Origin of the sequence: Longirhabdus pacifica, from assembly GCF_004115085.1 — a bacterium.
Taxonomy (GTDB): Bacteria; Bacillota; Bacilli; order Paenibacillales; family DSM-105158; genus Longirhabdus; species Longirhabdus pacifica.
The window spans coordinates 82,591-100,654 of sequence record NZ_QXJP01000007.1 but is presented as its reverse complement, the minus strand read 5'-3'; the positions used below and the strand labels follow the sequence as shown (position 1 = coordinate 100,654).

Below are 18,064 nucleotides of genomic sequence, written 5' to 3'. Positions count from 1 at the left end.
AATATGTATTTTTATGCTGTTCTAATGAATAATAAGGTAGTTGCTATATACAGGTCGGTTACAGAAATTTTAAGTAATGCAGTTATATCGATCTCCGAAGCGGAATTTAAAGACAGTCTGATTGGTACAGAATATAACGCACAAACGAAGCAATTTTCAGGTTTGAAAGCAGTGTTATCTTTACATTCTCCACCTACCATTCATTCTAGTCATCATAATGTCAGTATAGATCGCATTGAAAATGAGGACATAGAATTAAAATGTAGCATCATGACTTGGGATGGAAATCCAGTTTCTGACTATCAGAGTACGATTCAATTTGAAGTTAACGAAACGGAACATACTGTTTCAGCAGAAAATGGTGTTGCTACATTATCATTACACGAACCCGGAGTATATGAAGTGAGTGTCATAAATCACGATTTAATTACACACGGTAGCCATATGACGGTTACTGTGCATTAAATTTTAATATAGATATATAGCGGTTGCTACGTTACGTCTAGTAAAAATGAAAGACTAGATGGAATGAGGCTATCGCTATTTTTACATGAAAAAAGAGTAGAAAAGAACTTCGTCTGTTGTAGAAGTTCTTTTTTTAAGGAGGAAAGCAGCAATGTCCATGGTAAAAAGTAAATTCGTATTGTTAGATCAAGCTGACTGGGGAGACAACATAAGTGATGTTCAAACTAAGGCAGCAGGTGAAAAATGTGAAGTAGGTCAAAATGGTGTCACCGTCATAGCAACGAATGAAGTTTCACTTAAACTTGCAATGGAAATGCCAGTAGACCCGCAGAGTGTATATGTAGGGAGAGTCAAAGTAAAAAGTGTAAGTAATAGTGGTGGGACGATAGCGATAGGGCAAATCGGATTAAATGAATCTTTTGAAGAATGTTCAAATGAGTACAATAACTTCGTAGTGAATGAAATTGCATTGCCGACAAATCAAGAACAATATGTTGAAGGGATGATCACAGGTCAACATGCACTGGGTGATCACACACATCATCAATTTCATCCTGATGCTAAGTATTTCAATATCGGTATCATATGTAAAGGCAAAGGTACATGGCAAATACAAGCACTAGAAGTATATAAGATGGATAAGGCACCGCATGTAGACTATGAGCCTGATACAACCACGATAAAAGGAACAACCATTCTCGATGCGAGTAGCGATGAAAAACAGTCGAAACTAGAGATTACAGAACATGGTTTGACGTATAAAGGAAGTCAAGTAAGTGAACAGTTTTCTATTGCAAATGAACAATGGCAGCAATGGCAACAGTCCATATATTCTTATGAAAGTAAAAATTCACAACAAAATCCCCAACCGATTCACTACAAAGAATTAAAAGATAGCAACGGAAGTGTAATAGCAAAAGGATTGCAAGTAAACGGGGAACTATGGATGAAATTACGCATGCAAATGCCAGTAGATGGGCAAGGCGTATATATTGGTAAAATAAAAGCGCGCAAGCTGACTGGTAATGGATACACCTATGCTGGACAGATTCCACTAGATGAACAAAAAAATGAAATAAACTCTACTGATAAAGCCGTCGTATACAACTATTTTATTACAATATCCAATACATTTTCTCCGTCATCTTCCGCAGAAGGACTCATTACAGGATACAATCATGAAAAAGAAGGAAATCATCAAAAATTTGATCCCACTGCAAAGTACTTTGACATTTCTATAATCTGTAACTTTATTAAAGCTGGTGGAAGTCTGTCTGAGTTAGATCCCAATGCTTCCACGCTAATTGAATCATTAGAAGTATATAAACTGAATGATAAAAACAGTGTAGTAGTTAGGGACGAACATGGAGCCGTCTACAGCAAAGAAGCTAGAATACCTACGATAAAAGGAAACACGGTTATTGATGCGAGTAGTGGAAGTAAGGCCTCTAAGTTAGAATTGACAGAGTCAGCCATCACATACAACGGACAAGCGCTCGCTCTAAGGGATGCAAGTCATGGGAACGATTTTTTCTTAGGCAATACAGATTGGTCTTCTCTTATTTATAGTAATACAGAAAACGCAACTTACTACTATAAAAATGATGGAAACGACATGGGAATGGTCGTAGAAGGTAAGGCATTTTTAAAAGTTCGGATGCAAATGCCCATCGATCCAGATAGTATGTATGTAGGAAGAGTAAAAGTAAGACCACTAAGCGGAAAAGGACGTTTTTATGCTGGTCAAATTGCACTAAATGAAAAATTAAATGAATTTAGAAGTGATCAAGCTCATTCGTACAATTATTTTATATCGGAGTATGGACTAGCAGAATATAATGCCACTACAAACAAATCCCTTATATTTGAAGGTAGAATCTCTGGGTACAATGCTCCAGATGAAAGTAATGATCATAAGTTTGATCCAAATGCAAGTTATTTTGATCTTGTATTGCTTTGCAACTTCTATCCCGAGGGAGAAAATGTATCCACATTAATTGAATCCATCGAAGTCTGTCGTATACCAAATATAAGACAGAAAGAGCTAGTACATCAAGGGAGCAATTTCATATTAGGAAACAATGACTGGTCATCGCTTATTTATTGGAGAGATGGGAATGACACTAAAAAGTTTTATTACTCTAGTGAACATAAAGGTATGATAATAGATGGAGACATGTGGATCAAAGCACGTATGCAGATGCCGATCGATCCAGAAAGTAAATACATTGGTAGAGTGAGAATGAGGAAGTTAGATGGAAATGGTAAATTTTTTGCAGGTCAGGCAGCATTAGATCATCACTTTAACAATATCTCTAGTGATAAAGCAACGGCATATAACTACTTCATAGCGAATGGAGTGACGGTAAGTCCACAGCAAACAGAGTCACAAATTTTCGAAGGTTCCATTACAGGTTATAATACAGCAACGCAAGGAGATCATCACAAATTTGAACCGGGAGCAAGTTACTTTGATCTCGTATTTGTTTGTAATTATAAAGGAAGCGGGAAAACACTAATTGAGGCGGTAGAGATATGTAAGGTTCCGAAATCCTATGGAGCTGAGCATATTACTATTAAAGATTCAAAAAATTATTTTGCATCAAACAATATAGAAGGAGCACTATCAGAACTTTTTCAAAATGTCAGTGATGGGAAAAAGAAGATCGCTGCCGCTATTACTGACATGGGACAAAGTGCCAATGAAAATCAATCATTTTCACAAATGGCAGCGGCAATTAAAAAAATAACTACGGGGAAAAGGCACGCGCAAGGAACGTTTGAACTTGATATAAGTTCAACATATAGTGATGCTATTACCATTTCTTCTTTGCCATTTAGTCCCTCTATCATTAGAGTGTATGGAATCGATTCAGATTATAATGTAAATCCTTATAGATTGGTGACCCCAGGAAGTGCGGTTTATTTTGGGGGGTCATTCTCTTCACAAGGTATTTTTAAATTTGGTGAGATCTTTGACAATAGTAGTATACACACGAGGTATCTTGACAGTATTTCACTATATTCAAGGACGAATGGTTTTAAATTTTCTCATGAAGGTGCTCATGATAATATTCTTAACGGTAAAGTTACGTTTAAATGGATTGCCGTAGAATAAATGTTGTAGCAAAACGATAGAAAATAACATAGGAGGTCAGTGGTATGGATATAAGCAACGATTTTATTGACTTCTTTAGCATCTATGGACCGTTCGCGGTCCTTTTTGTTTCCCTTTTTTACTGGACGCTACGGACACATACGCAGCGGGAAGAGGTTTACCGTAAAGAAATAGCGAGCATGCGAAAAGAGCACGAAGAAAGATCCAAAAGATACTATACTTTGCTCAATAAGTTTGCAGAGAAATATGACATCATTATCGACAAAATTCTTGATATCGAACAGAAGCTTGACGGGAGGGAATAATATAGTGCAGAAAATTGTCATGGATGCAGGTCATGGTTACTTGACAGCTGGTAAACGTACTCCTGACGGTACGTTAAGAGAATACCAATTCAATAGCGCTGTAGCAAAATACGTAAGAGAAAAACTATTACACTATGAAAAAGTGGAAGTGCTGTTTACACACTCAGATGAAAGAGATGTTCCACTTATAGAAAGAAGTAATACAGCAAATGAATGGCATGCGGATGTATTTATTTCTATTCATGCCAACGCTTTTGGTAAAGGCGACTGGAACAACGTGAGCGGCATCGAAACATTTGTTCATATATCCAAGCCTTCAGAAGCACTGCAATTAGCCAGATGTGTGCAGCAACAATTCATTCAACAAACAAAACGTAAAGATCGTGGCGTGAAGCTAGCAGACTTTCACGTGCTACGTGAGACGCATATGACAGCGATATTAGTAGAATGTGAATTTATGACCAATCGAGAAGCAGCGTCTCTTTTGAAAAGCGAACGATATCAACAAACTTGTGCTAACTCCATCGTACAAGCTTTAGTGGAAATGTATCGTTTAATTCCAAAGAAGCAACCAGAGCATGAAGATCCTCTTCAAGACGAACATCAAGAGGAAGAAGGTCATGATGTAGATACATGGTATCGCGTACAAGTGGGCGCATTTCGAAGCAAACAGAAAGCGATGGAGTTACAAGCAAGGCTTAAAAAAGAAGGATATGCTGCTTTTGTAAGATAACAGGATAGGAGATAATATGATGGATATACAAGTATATGATATTGCTATTTTGCCGTTAATTGTCGGATTAGTTAGCATGACTAAAGCAATAGGATTACCACAAAGGTTTGCCCCATTCATTGCCATACTACTTGGAGTATTAGCGGGTATTTTTTACGTTGCTCCCCATAACATGAACGAAGGCATTCTTGTTGGAATCGCACTAGGATTAGCAGCAAGTGGTCTATATAGTAGTACGAAGACATTGGCGGAAAAGCGCTCATCAACAAAATAAAGAAAAAAGCAGGATTTAAAGCGCTTACAGCGAATATTTATGAATAGAATAGAAATATAGTCACTTTTTTATGTCTAACCAATATGACAACGTTTAAAAACTAGTTGAATAGTGAAAAGGAGGAATTGGATGCTGCATCATGTTTTTCAACCGATGACATTAGCAGGCATGACGATACCGAATAGAATTATTATGGGATCAATGCATGTGGCGTTAGAGGCATTAGATGATGGTGTAAACCGTCTTGCACAATTTTATGCAGAAAGAGCAAAAGGTGGAGTAGGGTTAATCATTACAGGTGGTATTGGTGTATGTCCGGAAGGTGGAGCAGGCGGGCACTACGTGAATGCTTACAAAGAAGAGCATATTGAACCTTTAAGCGCAATAACGGAAGCGGTACATCGTGAAAATGGAAAGATTGCCATGCAATTATTTCATACTGGACGATATGCCTACTCTATGATGACAGGGCACCCTAATGTTGCGCCATCCGCATTGCAAGCACCAATTAATCCAGATGTGCCAAAAGCGTTAACTGCCGAAGAAGTGGAGCAAACTATAGGCTATTTTGCGAATAGTGCGAAACTTGCGAAAAAAGCGGGGTTTGATGCTGTAGAAATTATGGGTTCCGAAGGCTATTTAATTAATCAATTTTTATCTCCAGTAACGAACATTCGTACAGATGAGTGGGGTGGTAGTTTCGAGAAGCGTGCGCGCTTTGGAGTGGAAGTTGCAAAAGCTGTCCGTGAAGCTGTGGGAGATGATTTCCCTGTTATTTTCCGCATGTCAGGTCTAGACTTAATCCCTGACAGCACGACGATGGAAGAGACGGTACAATTTGCTAAGATGCTAGAAGAAGTTGAGGTAGATGCATTAAATATAGGTATTGGTTGGCACGAATCCAAAGTACCTACGATTTACATGAGCGTACCACGTGCATCGTACGTATGGGTCGCTAAAAAAATTAAAGATGCTGTTAACGTTCCTGTCATTGCTAGTAATCGAATAAATGATGTTCGTTTAGCAGACAAAATACTTTCTGACCAACAATGTGACTTGGTTTCCATGGCGCGGCCATTACTTGCAGATGCACATATAGTGAATAAGAGTAAGGAAGAGCAGTATGACGATGTCAATACGTGTATTGCTTGTAACCAAGCTTGTCTTGATCATGTGTTCCAAGGTATCCCGGCTTCTTGTCTTGTCAACCCGATGGTAGGTAGAGAAGTAGAATGGGAAATTCAGCCTGTGAATGAGAAGAAAAAAGTCGCCGTCATTGGTGGAGGGCCAGCAGGAATGGAAGCGGCCCGTGTATTAGGAGAAAGAGGCCACAATGTTGTCTTGTTCGAAAAAAATAAAGAAATTGGTGGGCAACTCCTTTACGCAGTACAAGTACCTGGAAAGCAAGAGTTTAATGAGACATTAAGGTATTACACCACACAGTTTGAAAAATATGAAGTGGATGTTCGCTTAGGTTGTGAAGTGAATGAACAGATGTTATTAGACGAGGGATTTGACGACGTTGTTTTGGCTACGGGTGTAGTACCACGTGTACCTCAAATTCCTGGGATAGATCTCCCTCATGTCACGATGTATAGTAGTGTCTTCGAAGGAAGAGCTATGGTAGGAGAAAAAGTCGCCATCATTGGTGGGGGGGGTATCGCTTGCGATATTTCTCATTTCTTACTGCAAAATGAGTCATTTAGCTCACAAACAGGACAATATTTAATGCACTACGGTATTGTAGATAATGCGGCGGCAGTGGCGTATCAACATAGTGGTCGTCAAATTACACTGTTAAGAAGAGGCGATAAGTTTGGCGAAGGACTTGGCAAAACGACACGTTGGGCTGTATTATCTGATTTAAAACGCGAAGGTGTCAACATGATAGGTGGCATAGAGTACGATCGCATTGTTCCAGAAGGAATTATAGTCAGTAAAGATGGACAGCAACAGCTTATTGAGGCGGATACAGTGATTGTGGCAGCAGGCAGTACTTCCGATAATCGATTGCAAAATAAGCTAGAGGGTCGTATACCAGTACACGTGATTGGCGGTGCGAAAAAAGCAGGACAATTAGATGCGAAGCGAGCCATTTACGAAGGGGCAAAAATAGCAAGAAAGATATAAGATCATCATGTACTTAATATGATGTACTTTGTGCTTAAAGTCTTTTGCCAGCCAATGACTTCATATTATTGACTTTAAATAAAATACTTGAAACACGAAAAGGATCTCTAGGAGGTCCTTTTTTTTATATAAAATGAACAAATAATGAGAACCAGGTTTACGCCTCAGTAGCCAGGCGTAAAGATTTTGTATGCACCCAAATTAGAATGTTATGATTATATTAGAAGCGATTTTGTCCAACAATAGAGGATATCGTATTTTCATGCTATAATTTAAATATATAACTTGAAAAAAAACATAAATGAAAAAATAACACCTTTAGGAAACAAAACAAAGTCAGTGCGCTTTTCTTACTTATATTGTTCTAACTGCTGGTTATTTGAAATCATTTATGATTTGATGTATATAAGACATGAAGGAGGTAGATGATGAATCTACAAGGGAAGAAAGTGTTGGCTTTTGTTGATATAGAATTTGAAGATTTGGAAATGTGGTACCCTGTTTTACGTTTACGAGAAGCAGGTGCATGTGTGGATATCGTAGGACCGAAAGCAAAGCATACATACGTTGGAAAATATGGTGTTCCTATAGAAAGTGATTTTGATTTTTCGCAAGTAGAAGAAAGTGACTATGATGCATTATACATACCAGGGGGCTGGGCTCCAGACAAACTCCGTCGTTATGAGCGGGTATTGGAACTTACGAAACAGTTCCATCAAAATGAAAAGCCGATAGCTCATATTTGTCACGCTGGGTGGGTTCTCTCTTCCGCTAATATTTGTAAAGGTTATACGATGACCTCTACACCTGGGATCAAAGACGATTTAATTCATGCTGGTGCAAACTGGGTAGATGAAGAAGTCGTTGTGGATAGAAACATTGTTTCAGGACGAAGACCACCAGATCTCCCTGCTTTTATGAAGGCGTTTATTGAACTTATCCATGCAAAATAAATGGAAGGTTTTTATAGTGAGGTGGGCACCTGCCTTCATCGTGATGTCCATGATCTATTATTTATCTGATCAACCTGATCAATCGTTGAACACATGGTTGACTGCTTTCCAGCAATGGGTGCCTTGGATGGATAGTTTCAATTGGGGTCATCTAGTGGCTTACTTTACTTTAGCAGTGACTTATTATTGGGCTTTAGCTAATACTTTTCATCCTGTTATAAGTAAACTAATCACCGTTGGTTTATGCGTGTTATATGGATTAAGCGATGAATACCATCAAACTTTTGTTGAAGGAAGAATGGCAGATTGGTATGATATACGAAATGATACGATAGGAGCAATGATAGCCGTAATTATTTTATCACTCCCACCGGTGAAGCAATGGTTTAGTTATTGCAATAATAAATGTAAAACAATATTTTCATAACATGATACGAACGTCAAAAGGCAAAAAAAAAATAATAAATTGGAGAGATTGAATAGTGACCGTTACCATTTATGATGTAGCTAGAGAAGCAGCCGTGTCCATGGCGACTGTTTCCAGAGTCGTCAACAATAACCCGAATGTAAAACCGCAAACAAGGAAAAAAGTATATGAGGCGATTGAACGCCTTGGATATCGTCCTAATGCTGTGGCAAGAGGATTAGCAAGCAAAAAAACAACCACAGTCGGTGTTGTCATTCCAGACATATCGAATTCCATTTTTGCTGAAGTAGCAAGAGGGATTGAAGATATTGCCAACATGTACAATTACAATATCATTCTATGTAATGCGGATAAGAAAAAAGAAAAAGAAATTACGGTAATTAATACGTTATTAGAGAAACAAGTGGACGGATTGCTATTTATGGGTGGTACTGTCACAGAAGATCATGTCCATGCGTTTCAAACGACGTCTGTACCGATAGTGCTGTGTGCGACGATGGATTCTCAGCAAAAATTCCCGTTCGTCGATATTGATCATGAAAAGGCAGCTTACGATGCTGTAAAAATGCTGATTGAAAAAGGCCACCGTAGAATAGCTATGATCTGCGGGAAATTAGAAGATTACGCCAACGGAATGGCGCGCTTCCAAGGGTATAAAAAAGCAATGGAAGCTTACGATATTTCTTTGAAGGATGATTTGGTACTAATAGGCAACTACCGTTATGATTCAGGTATGGACATTATGGGTAAATTTTTATCCTTATCGGATCGACCAACAGCTGTTCTTTCTGCAACAGATGAGATGGCGATTGGTGCCATACATAAAATACAAGAACACGGTCTAACCGTACCAGATGATATTTCTGTCGTGAGTATTGGTAATACAAAAATTTGTTCTATGGTTCGCCCTAAATTAGCTGCTGTAGCACAGCCGATGTATGATATTGGTGCAGTATCCATGCGTTTATTAACGAAATTGATGAACAATGAGAAAGTGGACATGGATAAAGTCGTACTACCGCATGAATTCATTTATCGGGAATCGTTAAAGAAATAAACAGTAAACAATGAAACAGAAAAGAAAAAAAGCGGTTGGTTACGGTAAAGTGGAAAGGGAGAAACAACATTGAAAACCTCATGGGATAAAATTGCTATAATAGGAGCAATGGATGAAGAAATTCACTACTTTCAAGAAGAAATGAACGTAGTAGAAAACATTCAAATAGCAGGTATACACTATATTAGTGGCACTTGGCTTGGACAAGATATTGTACTTTGTAAATGCGGTGTAGGTAAAGTGAACGCTGCTGTATGTACACAAGTACTAATCGATAAATTTGCTGTGGAAGCTATCATTTTCACTGGTGTAGCAGGCGCATTAAATCCTGCATTGGATATTGGTGATATTGTCATTAGTGTTGACTGTTTGCAGCATGATATGGATGCTTCGCCACTCGGCTTTGAAAGAGGGGTCATTCCTTTTCATGAAAGGTCAACCTTCACAGCAGATCGTTTTCTAGTGGACAAAGCATATGAAGCTAGTAAAGCAGCTTTTTCTGGAAAAGTAATAAAGGGTACCATTCTGTCAGGAGACCAATTTATTGCGGATAGGACAAAAGTACAGTGGCTGCACGAACATTTACATGGAGACTGTACGGAGATGGAAGGGGCAGCTGTTGCACAAGTGTGTGATATGAACGATATCCCATTCGTTATTATTCGTTCCATGTCTGACCGTGCGGACGGTGCTGCTGATGTGAATTTTACAGAGTTTACAAAACTAGCGGCTGAACATTCATTCCAAATTGTCAGGTTGCTATTATCAAGTCAATCATGAATAAAACATCGTGATGATAAGCATAAAATTTTACCAAACGACGACAATCATTGAATATAGGAATGCATACATGAAGAAACATTTGCATATCGCTGCAAATGTTTTTTTTGTTTGTTTATCATATCCCAATAGAAAAACACCACTTCGTCGTATCGTGTATGTAACCTACACTATCAGACGGAAGAGGTGTCTCTCTATATTAAGGACAGAATCCATTCAATTATAATGCTCTGTATAAACGCTAATTACATTTATGTTACGATGGCTGCTTCATTTCTTTCTTTTTTATGTTTAATTTTTACTTAAATCACCTTTGTAATAATATCCCACGACTTTAACATCATAGTGTCCTTCGTCTAACCAGTCACTAGTGTTGGATTCCATGTAGAGCAAGTATCCATCCGTTACTGGGACGTACATGAATCCACTGTGTGTAACAGATGTTGGGATTTCTCCATTAGCATCTCTTGAAGGTGACGTCCCCAAATCCACGGTATGATTATTTACTTTCAGTTGTATCACGTCTCCTCCTGCATCTACAGCAGTAACATTCATGAGATAACCTGTGGGTTGCTTTTTAAAAACATCACTGTCCAATGCAGTAGCCCAGGTTCCAAAATCAATATTCGCTGGCATAGATACTTGTAACGGGTTATCCAATTGCTCGTATACCCATTCTCCATCTGGAGCGTAGTAACCGATAATTTGTATCTCATAGGAAGCTGAGGACGCTTTGTCTACGAAATGGTTGTCTATTGCAATGTTCACGTTTATTCTAGAAGGGTTTGCATCGTTTGCATTTACGGTCATGAGATGACTGTGTACAGGTAATTCATCTCCACCTGCATGTAATCCGAGTGCATGTGTAGGTGCCGTCCCTAACTGAGCAATATCTTCGTTTAGTTGTACTTTAACCTGGGATGAACCTACATCTTTTGAAGTTACTTTGACTAAATAAGCTGATGCATCTGTCACACCTGTGTTCAACGTATAGCTTCCTGCATTATCATAGCTCCATCTCCCTGTAGATTGGGAATACGTTTGGAATTTGTGTGCTGCACTATCTGTTGTAAAGTATCCATTTAACCATATTTCATAATCATTCCCGTAGGCCCTGTCCGTACCTGTAATATTTACACCTGTGATGTCTTCCTTGGATACGATCATGGACGAGTTGTGAATGGGGAGCTCTGCCGGAATCCGGGTAACGAATTGAATTGAAGAGATGTTATCATTCATTCCGTAATTTCCTAAATTCCCTATATTTTTATTGATAGAAACTTGTTTCCCCCCATGCCTGCCGTAATTGTAATCAACATGTTCATAACCAACTAAGCCGATCTCTGGCGAAGGGTTATATATTTTGACAGAACTGAATTTATCGTTAAAGCTTGACTTATTTACTAAATCATCATTACTTCCATAAAAATCCATGTAGTTCCCTTTATATCCATGATGTTCATAAAAGCGATAGACGGGACCGGTGTATAGTTTCCAAGAAGATACACTGTCATGGCCTAATTTCGTATTTCCCATGTTCGGTATGTCTTTATCTACAACAATATAGTCTCCATTGAAGTGGGCATCCTTGTATAAGAACAACTTATAGTTCGTATCTAAATCACTATTCAACATTTTGACAGAACTAATTTTATCATTAAAAAAATACGTGTTTGCATCAGCTAAAATAGTATCATCAATGATAGTTACATCTCTATAATATCCTGAATAGTTGCTACCTTCATAAAGGCGGAAAGTTGTACTTTTTTTCGACTCAATGCCAGCAAATTCATAGTTTTTATTCAACTTACTTATACTATGTGATGCAAATTTTTCAGCATTTGACTGATAATTCTCATACAACACAATGTTGAATTGATCTTTAGCATTGCTTATGATTTTAGCAGATTTGGCACGAAAGCCGTTTAAATGACTCACTTCTCTCACGTCAATTGAATCACCTTGAAAATTTTCTTGTGCATATAAACGTAAACGAGGTCTTTCATCTTGACCAATGATTTTATAAGAGGTAGTCACATCGTGAAAATCAGTAGCATAGAAGCTCTCCGTATCTCCTGTATACCCTTTGGCTTCACCTAAACCAAGATTATCTTTATACAGCACAACACCTTGTCCGCTTCCTTCATGGCGGTTAAACTGTAATGAACTTGCTTTATTATTCATAATGCTATATTGTGTTCTAAAATCGATCATATTTTGATTGTAACTAAAAGAATCGCCATTATAACCACTATTTTCAAATAATTTAATTTCAGGGGTTTTATTAGCGGGAACGTTAAATACTTCAAACGTATTGTTTGTACCGAGATAACTGTATTGATCGTTAAAGCTTACTTTCACACCGTCGTCAGCAACGCGATTTTTTTGGGCGATGATGGAGAACGCATCGGCTTCCGGATACTGTGCAGTTAAATCACTTACATTATTAATTTTAACTGGAGAAGGCAAAGCGACATACCCCATTCCAGGTATCGTAGTTGAATCTGTCAATATTGCAGTAGAAGATGAATTTCCATTTACATCTGTTGCCGTTACAGTTCCATCGTAATCCAAATCAATAAAAGTATCCTGCTTTTCCGATGTATATAAATAAGGAACATCTTCATCTTGTATGAGTGGGATTGTCTTCACTTTCCCTGCTACTTTCATTGTTGCCATTACACTGTCAATTTCTACTCCGTTTTGAAGGACAATCGCATGTACTTCTTTGGCTTCATTCGTATAAAATGCCCCTTGAAGAATTGGAGCTGCATGTTCATCAGGTTTCTGAATAATAATTTTCATCGAAGGGTCTAATACGATATCAAATAAATTAACATCGTCTGACATGTCACTCAATTGCTCTGCAATGCCTGGACCACTTTCTTCATTAAAATTAAAAATCCATGTTTCATCAATTGCTTGGCCATTGATCAAATATTTTAATTTACCATTTACTTTTACGGGTTGAGCATCAAATGTAATTTTTAACGCTTCCCCCAGTGTCATCTTCGGTCGATTTGGATTAAAATCATCCCCTGCTACGACTTTGGCATCCTCAGCTCCTGTAGATGGACTGATGAAAGAAATATCAGCAGTAACTGCATCAATCTCCCCTTTATAAAAACCCCACGGTTGACTAGTGTCGTAGTTGCCTCCACCTATATGCCGTTTAACATAGGCTTCCACCTGATTTAGTGATGTGCTGAATGCAACACCCGATTGAATTAACTTCAATTGATCCATCGTTAAATAAATGGGTGAGCTTTTCGTATCGGATATTTGATTATCTGTAATAGCAATGGATCCGTTAGCAGGATATCGTGTTCCAGGATAAAGTCCATCAGCAACACCATTTGCTGGCACTTCTACTGTCAAAGATGTTGTATCGAAAATACGAACAGAAAAGTTTGGTTTAACAAAGAAAGCAGGTGCTGTTCCTTTATTTTCATAATGTACACTCAACACTGCTGTTGCAGCTTCAGATGCATTAGTAGTGGTAGCTTTACTCCAATTGCTAGAGTCTATTCCGGAAGTAGAATCCGTTACGGATAATGACTTAGATGAAGTATGGTTTGCACTGTACTGGGTGGTTACACTTCCACTAATTTTCGTACCTCCAACCAAGCTGAAATTTGTTTCCCATCCGACGGTATTACTAACCCCCCAGCCATGGGTAACAGAAGTAGCATCACTATTAGATACAGCATTAGACCAACTTGATGATGTTGTTGTACCGTCAGATAGTGTGATCGTATCATTGGATGTAACCTGAAGACCAGTTAATGTCACTTCAAATACAGGTTGTGCTGGAACTAACGGGTGATCACCTGGTGCCATGACAGATGCATCCATATTGATTTTTGTTACTTCCATAAAGTCACTGTATGGATCTTTATCGGAACTCCAATCTACTGGGGAAGTAATGTATTTCGTTAACCCTAAATCTGCGTGGATAGCATCATTCCATTGTACAAGCATGAGGTTATGAAAAGTATATCCCATCATTTCAAAAAGATCAGGAATCCCATCACTGTCAAAATCACTTATGCTAGAGGAACCGACCATTGCATGGTTATCAGAATCACTTAACCTAGAAAAAGAAACAACTGGATTTTCATATGTGCTGTCATGTACGCTGGTTCTTTGTATTATTTTATCTTTTTGCATTGATTCCTCATATAAAGGTGGGAATAAATAATTGCTGGAGACAATTTCTTTTTCCTGCTTTTCACTTGACCAATAAATATTCAATGGTTGTATACTGTCTTCCTTGGTGTATGCAATGCGGATAGTATACTGCTCTCCTTGTTCTAAAAATATATTTTGAAGCGTATCACCATCTAGGATGAGTCGGCCATCTATCCATAGTCTGGTACTGTCATGATCAGAAGTTAAAAATGTATACTCGTCACTGTAAGGTGCCTCGATATAACCATTCCATTCAGCAGACGAAATGGAGTCTACTTTATTTTCACTCATCATACCTAATTGTTTTAAGTCTTTAATGCCATATGACGCATCTGAATCTTCGAATTTTATCGCTATTAACTCAGAAAAATCAGAGCCACTGTAATACCTTCCTTCTAAGCCATGACGTAGATCAATAGATTCATTTTCTACAGTACTGTTCTCAAATTGTACCTCTGCATTGTTATCAGAAAAATTAGAATTATTAGCAAATAAATGGGGTTGAGGTACAATCATACAAAATACTAGCATGGTGATTAGCAAAGTGGACCACATATTTTTTTTTGATTTGTTCATAGTTATCATTTTCTCCTCTCCATAATAAAATTGCTTTAAACGATTACGTTTTTTACGCTTATCACCCCTTATTGATTTCGACATCATTAGACATATTGCAATTTTATTATGATAGATCCAATAATGAGTGTCAATATAAAAATGCATAATAATTAGTTTTTATTCTATTTTAAATAATTAATTACAAAAAATGGTTTATTATGGATGTGAAATAAAATTTATAATTAAATTGAAATGGAAACGAAAATGAAAGAATAATAGTAAATATAATTTTTACACTTTTCTGAATAATCATCATGTTATATAATGAAACTTACATGTAATGTTTTACATTTTAAACTTTGAATGCGCTTTTATAATACGAAATTGGAGAACAAAAAATGTGGAAAAACGATCTGTTGAGGGGGAGAAGGGATGCAAGAGAAGTTAAACGTTGTGGCTACGGAAGCGAATATGCAACATTATGAGCAGTCCTATGCATCGTTTTCATGGAAAGATATTGAAGCACAATTTTCATGGCATAAAACAGGTCATATCAATATGGCGTATGAGGCGATTGATAAGCATGCCGAATCAGAGAGAAAAGATAAAATCGCTCTCTTGTATAGTGATGAGCAGCGAGATGAACAGTACACCTTCGAACAGATGAAGCGCAGAACAAATCAGGCAGGCAATATGCTGAAGCAGTTAGGTATACATAAGGGAGATCGCGTGTTTATTTTCTTGCCTCGTATTCCAGAATTGTATTTTACATTACTAGGAACATTGAAAATTGGTGCTATTGCTGGGCCGTTATTCGAAGCATTTATGGGAGACGCGGTAAAAGATAGAATGCTGGACAGTGGAGCAATGGCATTAGTGACAACACCAGAACTTTTACAACGAGTGCCAGTAGAATCATTGCCATCACTGAAAAAAATTATTTTGATTGGAGAAGATGTAGAAACGGGACAAGGAATATACGATTATACTTTAGAAATGGAAAAGTCATCTACAGACTTAGACATAGAGTGGATGGATGCAGAAGATGGGATGATTATACATTATACGTCAGGTTCTACTGGTAAGCCAAAAGGGGTGTATCATGTTCATCATGCCATGATACAACATTATTATACAGGAAACATCGTACTAGATTTGAAAGAAGACGACGTGTATTGGTGTACGGCTGACCCTGGATGGGTAACGGGTACTTCATATGGCATATTTGCACCATGGTTGAACGGTGTGACGAACGTAGTACGAGGTGGGAGGTTTAGCCCTCAAGACTGGTATGAAACGATACGTAAAAATAAAGTTACGGTGTGGTACAGTGCTCCGACGGCATTTAGAATGTTAATGGCAGCAGGGGAAGCGTCCGTACAGGAAGCCGATCTATCTTCCTTGCGTCATGTCCTTAGTGTAGGAGAACCGCTTAATCCAGAAGTGATTCGATGGGGAATGGAAGTGTACAAACATCGAATTCACGATACGTGGTGGATGACGGAAACAGGAGCACAGCTCATATGTAATTATCCAACTATGGAGATTAAGCCAGGTTCAATGGGTAAGCCCATTCCGGGTGTAGAGGCAGCTGTGATTGATGATGATGGAAATAAACTTCCTCCGTTCGAAATGGGACATTTAGCTATAAAGACACCATGGCCTTCAATGATGAGAGCGATCTGGAAAAACAAAGAGAAATATGATGAATATTTTAAAATGGATGGTTGGTATTTGTCTGGTGATGAGGCGTATGTAGATGATGACGGGTATTTCTGGTTTCAAAGTCGCAAAGACGATGTCATTAATTCAGCTGGAAAACGTGTAGGTCCATTTGAAGTAGAAAGTAAGTTAGTAGAACATCCCGCAGTAGCTGAAGCAGGAGTTATCGGAAAACCAGATGATGTACGTGGGGAAATAATCAAAGCGTTTATCTCCTTACGTCATGGTTTTGATCCGTCAGATACGTTGAAGGATGAAATATGTACGTTTGTAAAAGAACAATTGTCAGCGCATATGGTGCCTAAGGAAGTAGAGTTTAAACAAAAGCTACCTAAAACGCGCAGCGGAAAAATTATGCGAAGGGTACTAAAAGCATGGGAGCTAGATTTACCGACAGGAGATTTATCTACGATAGAGGATTAATAGCAGAGTGATGGCAATCAAACATAAAGAACACAACATTTCAATAAAAACAAACTAAAAAGTTCCCCTATATAAGAAAGGGAGAATGATCAAAGGAGATCATACCCCATCTATTTAGGGGAACACATAAAAACGATTTTGTTAAAGTATCTGAGATAAGAAAGCCTTCGTTCGCTCATGCTTTGGATTATCGAATAATTGTGCTGGCGTACCCGTTTCTACAATTTCACCGTAGTCAAATAAGATGATGCGATCTGCTACTTCTCTCGCAAAGTTCATTTCATGTGTCACGACAAGCATCGTCATTCCAGACTCTGCTAGTGTTTTCATGACATCTAGTACTTCTCTTACCATTTCAGGATCCAGTGCAGATGTCGGTTCATCAAACAGCATGATTTTAGGCTGCATCGCAAGCGCTCTCGCAATTGCCACGCGTTGCTGTTGTCCACCAGATAATTGCCCTGGAAATTTTTCTGCTTGTTCTGGAATCCCTACTCTTTCTAACAGTTCATGTGCTATTTTTTCCGCTTTTGCTTTTTTCCATTTACGAACCCAAATAGGCGCTAATGTGATGTTTTTCAAAATATTCATATGAGGAAACAAGTTAAACTGCTGAAAGACCATGCCTGTTTCTTTTCGTATCTCATCAATATTGCGAATATCATTCGTTAAATCAATACCGTCAACCTCAATTTCACCTTCTTGAAATTCCTCCAGTGCATTAATAGTACGGATAAAAGTAGATTTACCAGAACCAGAAGGACCAAGGATAACGACCACTTCACCTTGTTTCACCGTTAAATTGACATCTTTTAATACATGTAATTTACCAAACCACTTATTTAAACCTTTTACTTTTATAATATCTTTCCTTTCTTCCAAAGGAGTCGATATCTTTTCAACTGCAAATATACTATCCATTCTGTTT

At 38.0% G+C, this 18,064-nt stretch carries 13 protein-coding genes; 11 read left to right on the top strand and 2 right to left on the bottom strand.

Going from position 1 to position 18,064, the window contains the following annotated elements; translation table 11 throughout:
- The first annotated feature begins 3 nt into the window (after nucleotides 1-3).
- The 10 genes from D1Z92_RS07390 (at nucleotide 4) to D1Z92_RS07345 (ending at nucleotide 10,242) form a co-directional block, all read left to right on the top strand.
- Complete coding sequence (locus tag D1Z92_RS07390) at nucleotides 4-465, top strand: hypothetical protein (RefSeq protein WP_128895023.1); 462 nt, start codon at nucleotides 4-6, stop codon at nucleotides 463-465.
- Nucleotides 466-616: 151 nt separating this feature from the next.
- A complete protein-coding gene (locus tag D1Z92_RS07385; RefSeq protein WP_128895022.1) occupies nucleotides 617-3,583 on the top strand; it encodes a hypothetical protein in 2,967 nt (988 codons plus the stop codon).
- A gap of 44 nt (nucleotides 3,584-3,627) precedes the next feature.
- Complete coding sequence (locus D1Z92_RS07380) at nucleotides 3,628-3,888, top strand: BhlA/UviB family holin-like peptide (protein ID WP_128895021.1); 261 nt, start codon at nucleotides 3,628-3,630, stop codon at nucleotides 3,886-3,888.
- 4 nt (nucleotides 3,889-3,892) lie between these two features.
- Complete coding sequence (locus D1Z92_RS07375) at nucleotides 3,893-4,621, top strand: N-acetylmuramoyl-L-alanine amidase (protein WP_240666607.1); 729 nt, start codon at nucleotides 3,893-3,895, stop codon at nucleotides 4,619-4,621.
- 19 nt (nucleotides 4,622-4,640) lie between these two features.
- Entirely contained in the window at nucleotides 4,641-4,895 is a 255-nt protein-coding gene (locus D1Z92_RS07370; RefSeq protein ID WP_206099720.1) for a hypothetical protein, read from the top strand.
- Between the two features lie 129 nt (nucleotides 4,896-5,024).
- Nucleotides 5,025-7,025, top strand: coding sequence for an oxidoreductase (locus D1Z92_RS07365; protein ID WP_128895019.1), 2,001 nt, complete (start codon nucleotides 5,025-5,027; stop codon nucleotides 7,023-7,025).
- 428 nt (nucleotides 7,026-7,453) lie between these two features.
- A complete protein-coding gene (locus D1Z92_RS07360) occupies nucleotides 7,454-7,978 on the top strand; it encodes a type 1 glutamine amidotransferase domain-containing protein (RefSeq protein WP_128895133.1) in 525 nt (174 codons plus the stop codon).
- A gap of 16 nt (nucleotides 7,979-7,994) precedes the next feature.
- Nucleotides 7,995-8,405, top strand: coding sequence for a VanZ family protein (locus D1Z92_RS07355; protein ID WP_164931497.1), 411 nt, complete (start codon nucleotides 7,995-7,997; stop codon nucleotides 8,403-8,405).
- A 55-nt stretch (nucleotides 8,406-8,460) separates the two neighbouring features.
- Nucleotides 8,461-9,462, top strand: a complete 1,002-nt coding sequence (ccpA, locus tag D1Z92_RS07350) for a catabolite control protein A (protein ID WP_128895017.1) — start codon at nucleotides 8,461-8,463, stop codon at nucleotides 9,460-9,462.
- 69 nt (nucleotides 9,463-9,531) lie between these two features.
- Entirely contained in the window at nucleotides 9,532-10,242 is a 711-nt protein-coding gene (locus D1Z92_RS07345) for a 5'-methylthioadenosine/adenosylhomocysteine nucleosidase (RefSeq protein ID WP_276318867.1), read from the top strand.
- 291 nt (nucleotides 10,243-10,533) lie between these two features.
- Here D1Z92_RS07345 and D1Z92_RS07340 read toward each other — a convergent pair whose 3' ends face one another.
- The gene (locus tag D1Z92_RS07340) at nucleotides 10,534-15,009 is read right to left on the bottom strand and encodes a binary toxin-like calcium binding domain-containing protein (RefSeq protein WP_164931496.1); all 4,476 of its coding nucleotides are present in this window, start codon (nucleotides 15,007-15,009) and stop codon (nucleotides 10,534-10,536) included.
- Nucleotides 15,010-15,423: 414 nt separating this feature from the next.
- Here D1Z92_RS07340 and acsA point away from each other — a divergent pair, with 414 nt between their 5' ends.
- A complete protein-coding gene (acsA, locus tag D1Z92_RS07335; RefSeq protein WP_128895015.1) occupies nucleotides 15,424-17,136 on the top strand; it encodes an acetate--CoA ligase in 1,713 nt (570 codons plus the stop codon).
- Between the two features lie 141 nt (nucleotides 17,137-17,277).
- Here the strand turns inward: acsA and D1Z92_RS07330 are convergent, their stop codons facing one another.
- The gene (locus D1Z92_RS07330; protein WP_128895014.1) at nucleotides 17,278-18,057 is read right to left on the bottom strand and encodes an amino acid ABC transporter ATP-binding protein; all 780 of its coding nucleotides are present in this window, start codon (nucleotides 18,055-18,057) and stop codon (nucleotides 17,278-17,280) included.
- Nucleotides 18,058-18,064 lie beyond the last annotated feature (7 nt).

Bases quoted from the DNA above. Each gene is read 5' to 3' on its own strand.
- D1Z92_RS07360 (WP_128895133.1), top strand. From the start codon at position 7,454: ATGAATCTACAAGGGAAGAAAGTGTTGGCTTTTGTTGATATAGAATTT.
- D1Z92_RS07380 (WP_128895021.1), top strand. From the start codon at position 3,628: ATGGATATAAGCAACGATTTTATTGACTTCTTTAGCATCTATGGACCG.
- acsA (WP_128895015.1), top strand. From the start codon at position 15,424: ATGCAAGAGAAGTTAAACGTTGTGGCTACGGAAGCGAATATGCAACAT.
- D1Z92_RS07330 (WP_128895014.1), bottom strand. From the start codon at position 18,057: ATGGATAGTATATTTGCAGTTGAAAAGATATCGACTCCTTTGGAAGAA.
- D1Z92_RS07385 (WP_128895022.1), top strand. From the start codon at position 617: ATGTCCATGGTAAAAAGTAAATTCGTATTGTTAGATCAAGCTGACTGG.
- D1Z92_RS07370 (WP_206099720.1), top strand. From the start codon at position 4,641: ATGGATATACAAGTATATGATATTGCTATTTTGCCGTTAATTGTCGGA.
- D1Z92_RS07390 (WP_128895023.1), top strand. From the start codon at position 4: ATGTATTTTTATGCTGTTCTAATGAATAATAAGGTAGTTGCTATATAC.
- D1Z92_RS07365 (WP_128895019.1), top strand. From the start codon at position 5,025: ATGCTGCATCATGTTTTTCAACCGATGACATTAGCAGGCATGACGATA.
- D1Z92_RS07340 (WP_164931496.1), bottom strand. From the start codon at position 15,009: ATGAACAAATCAAAAAAAAATATGTGGTCCACTTTGCTAATCACCATG.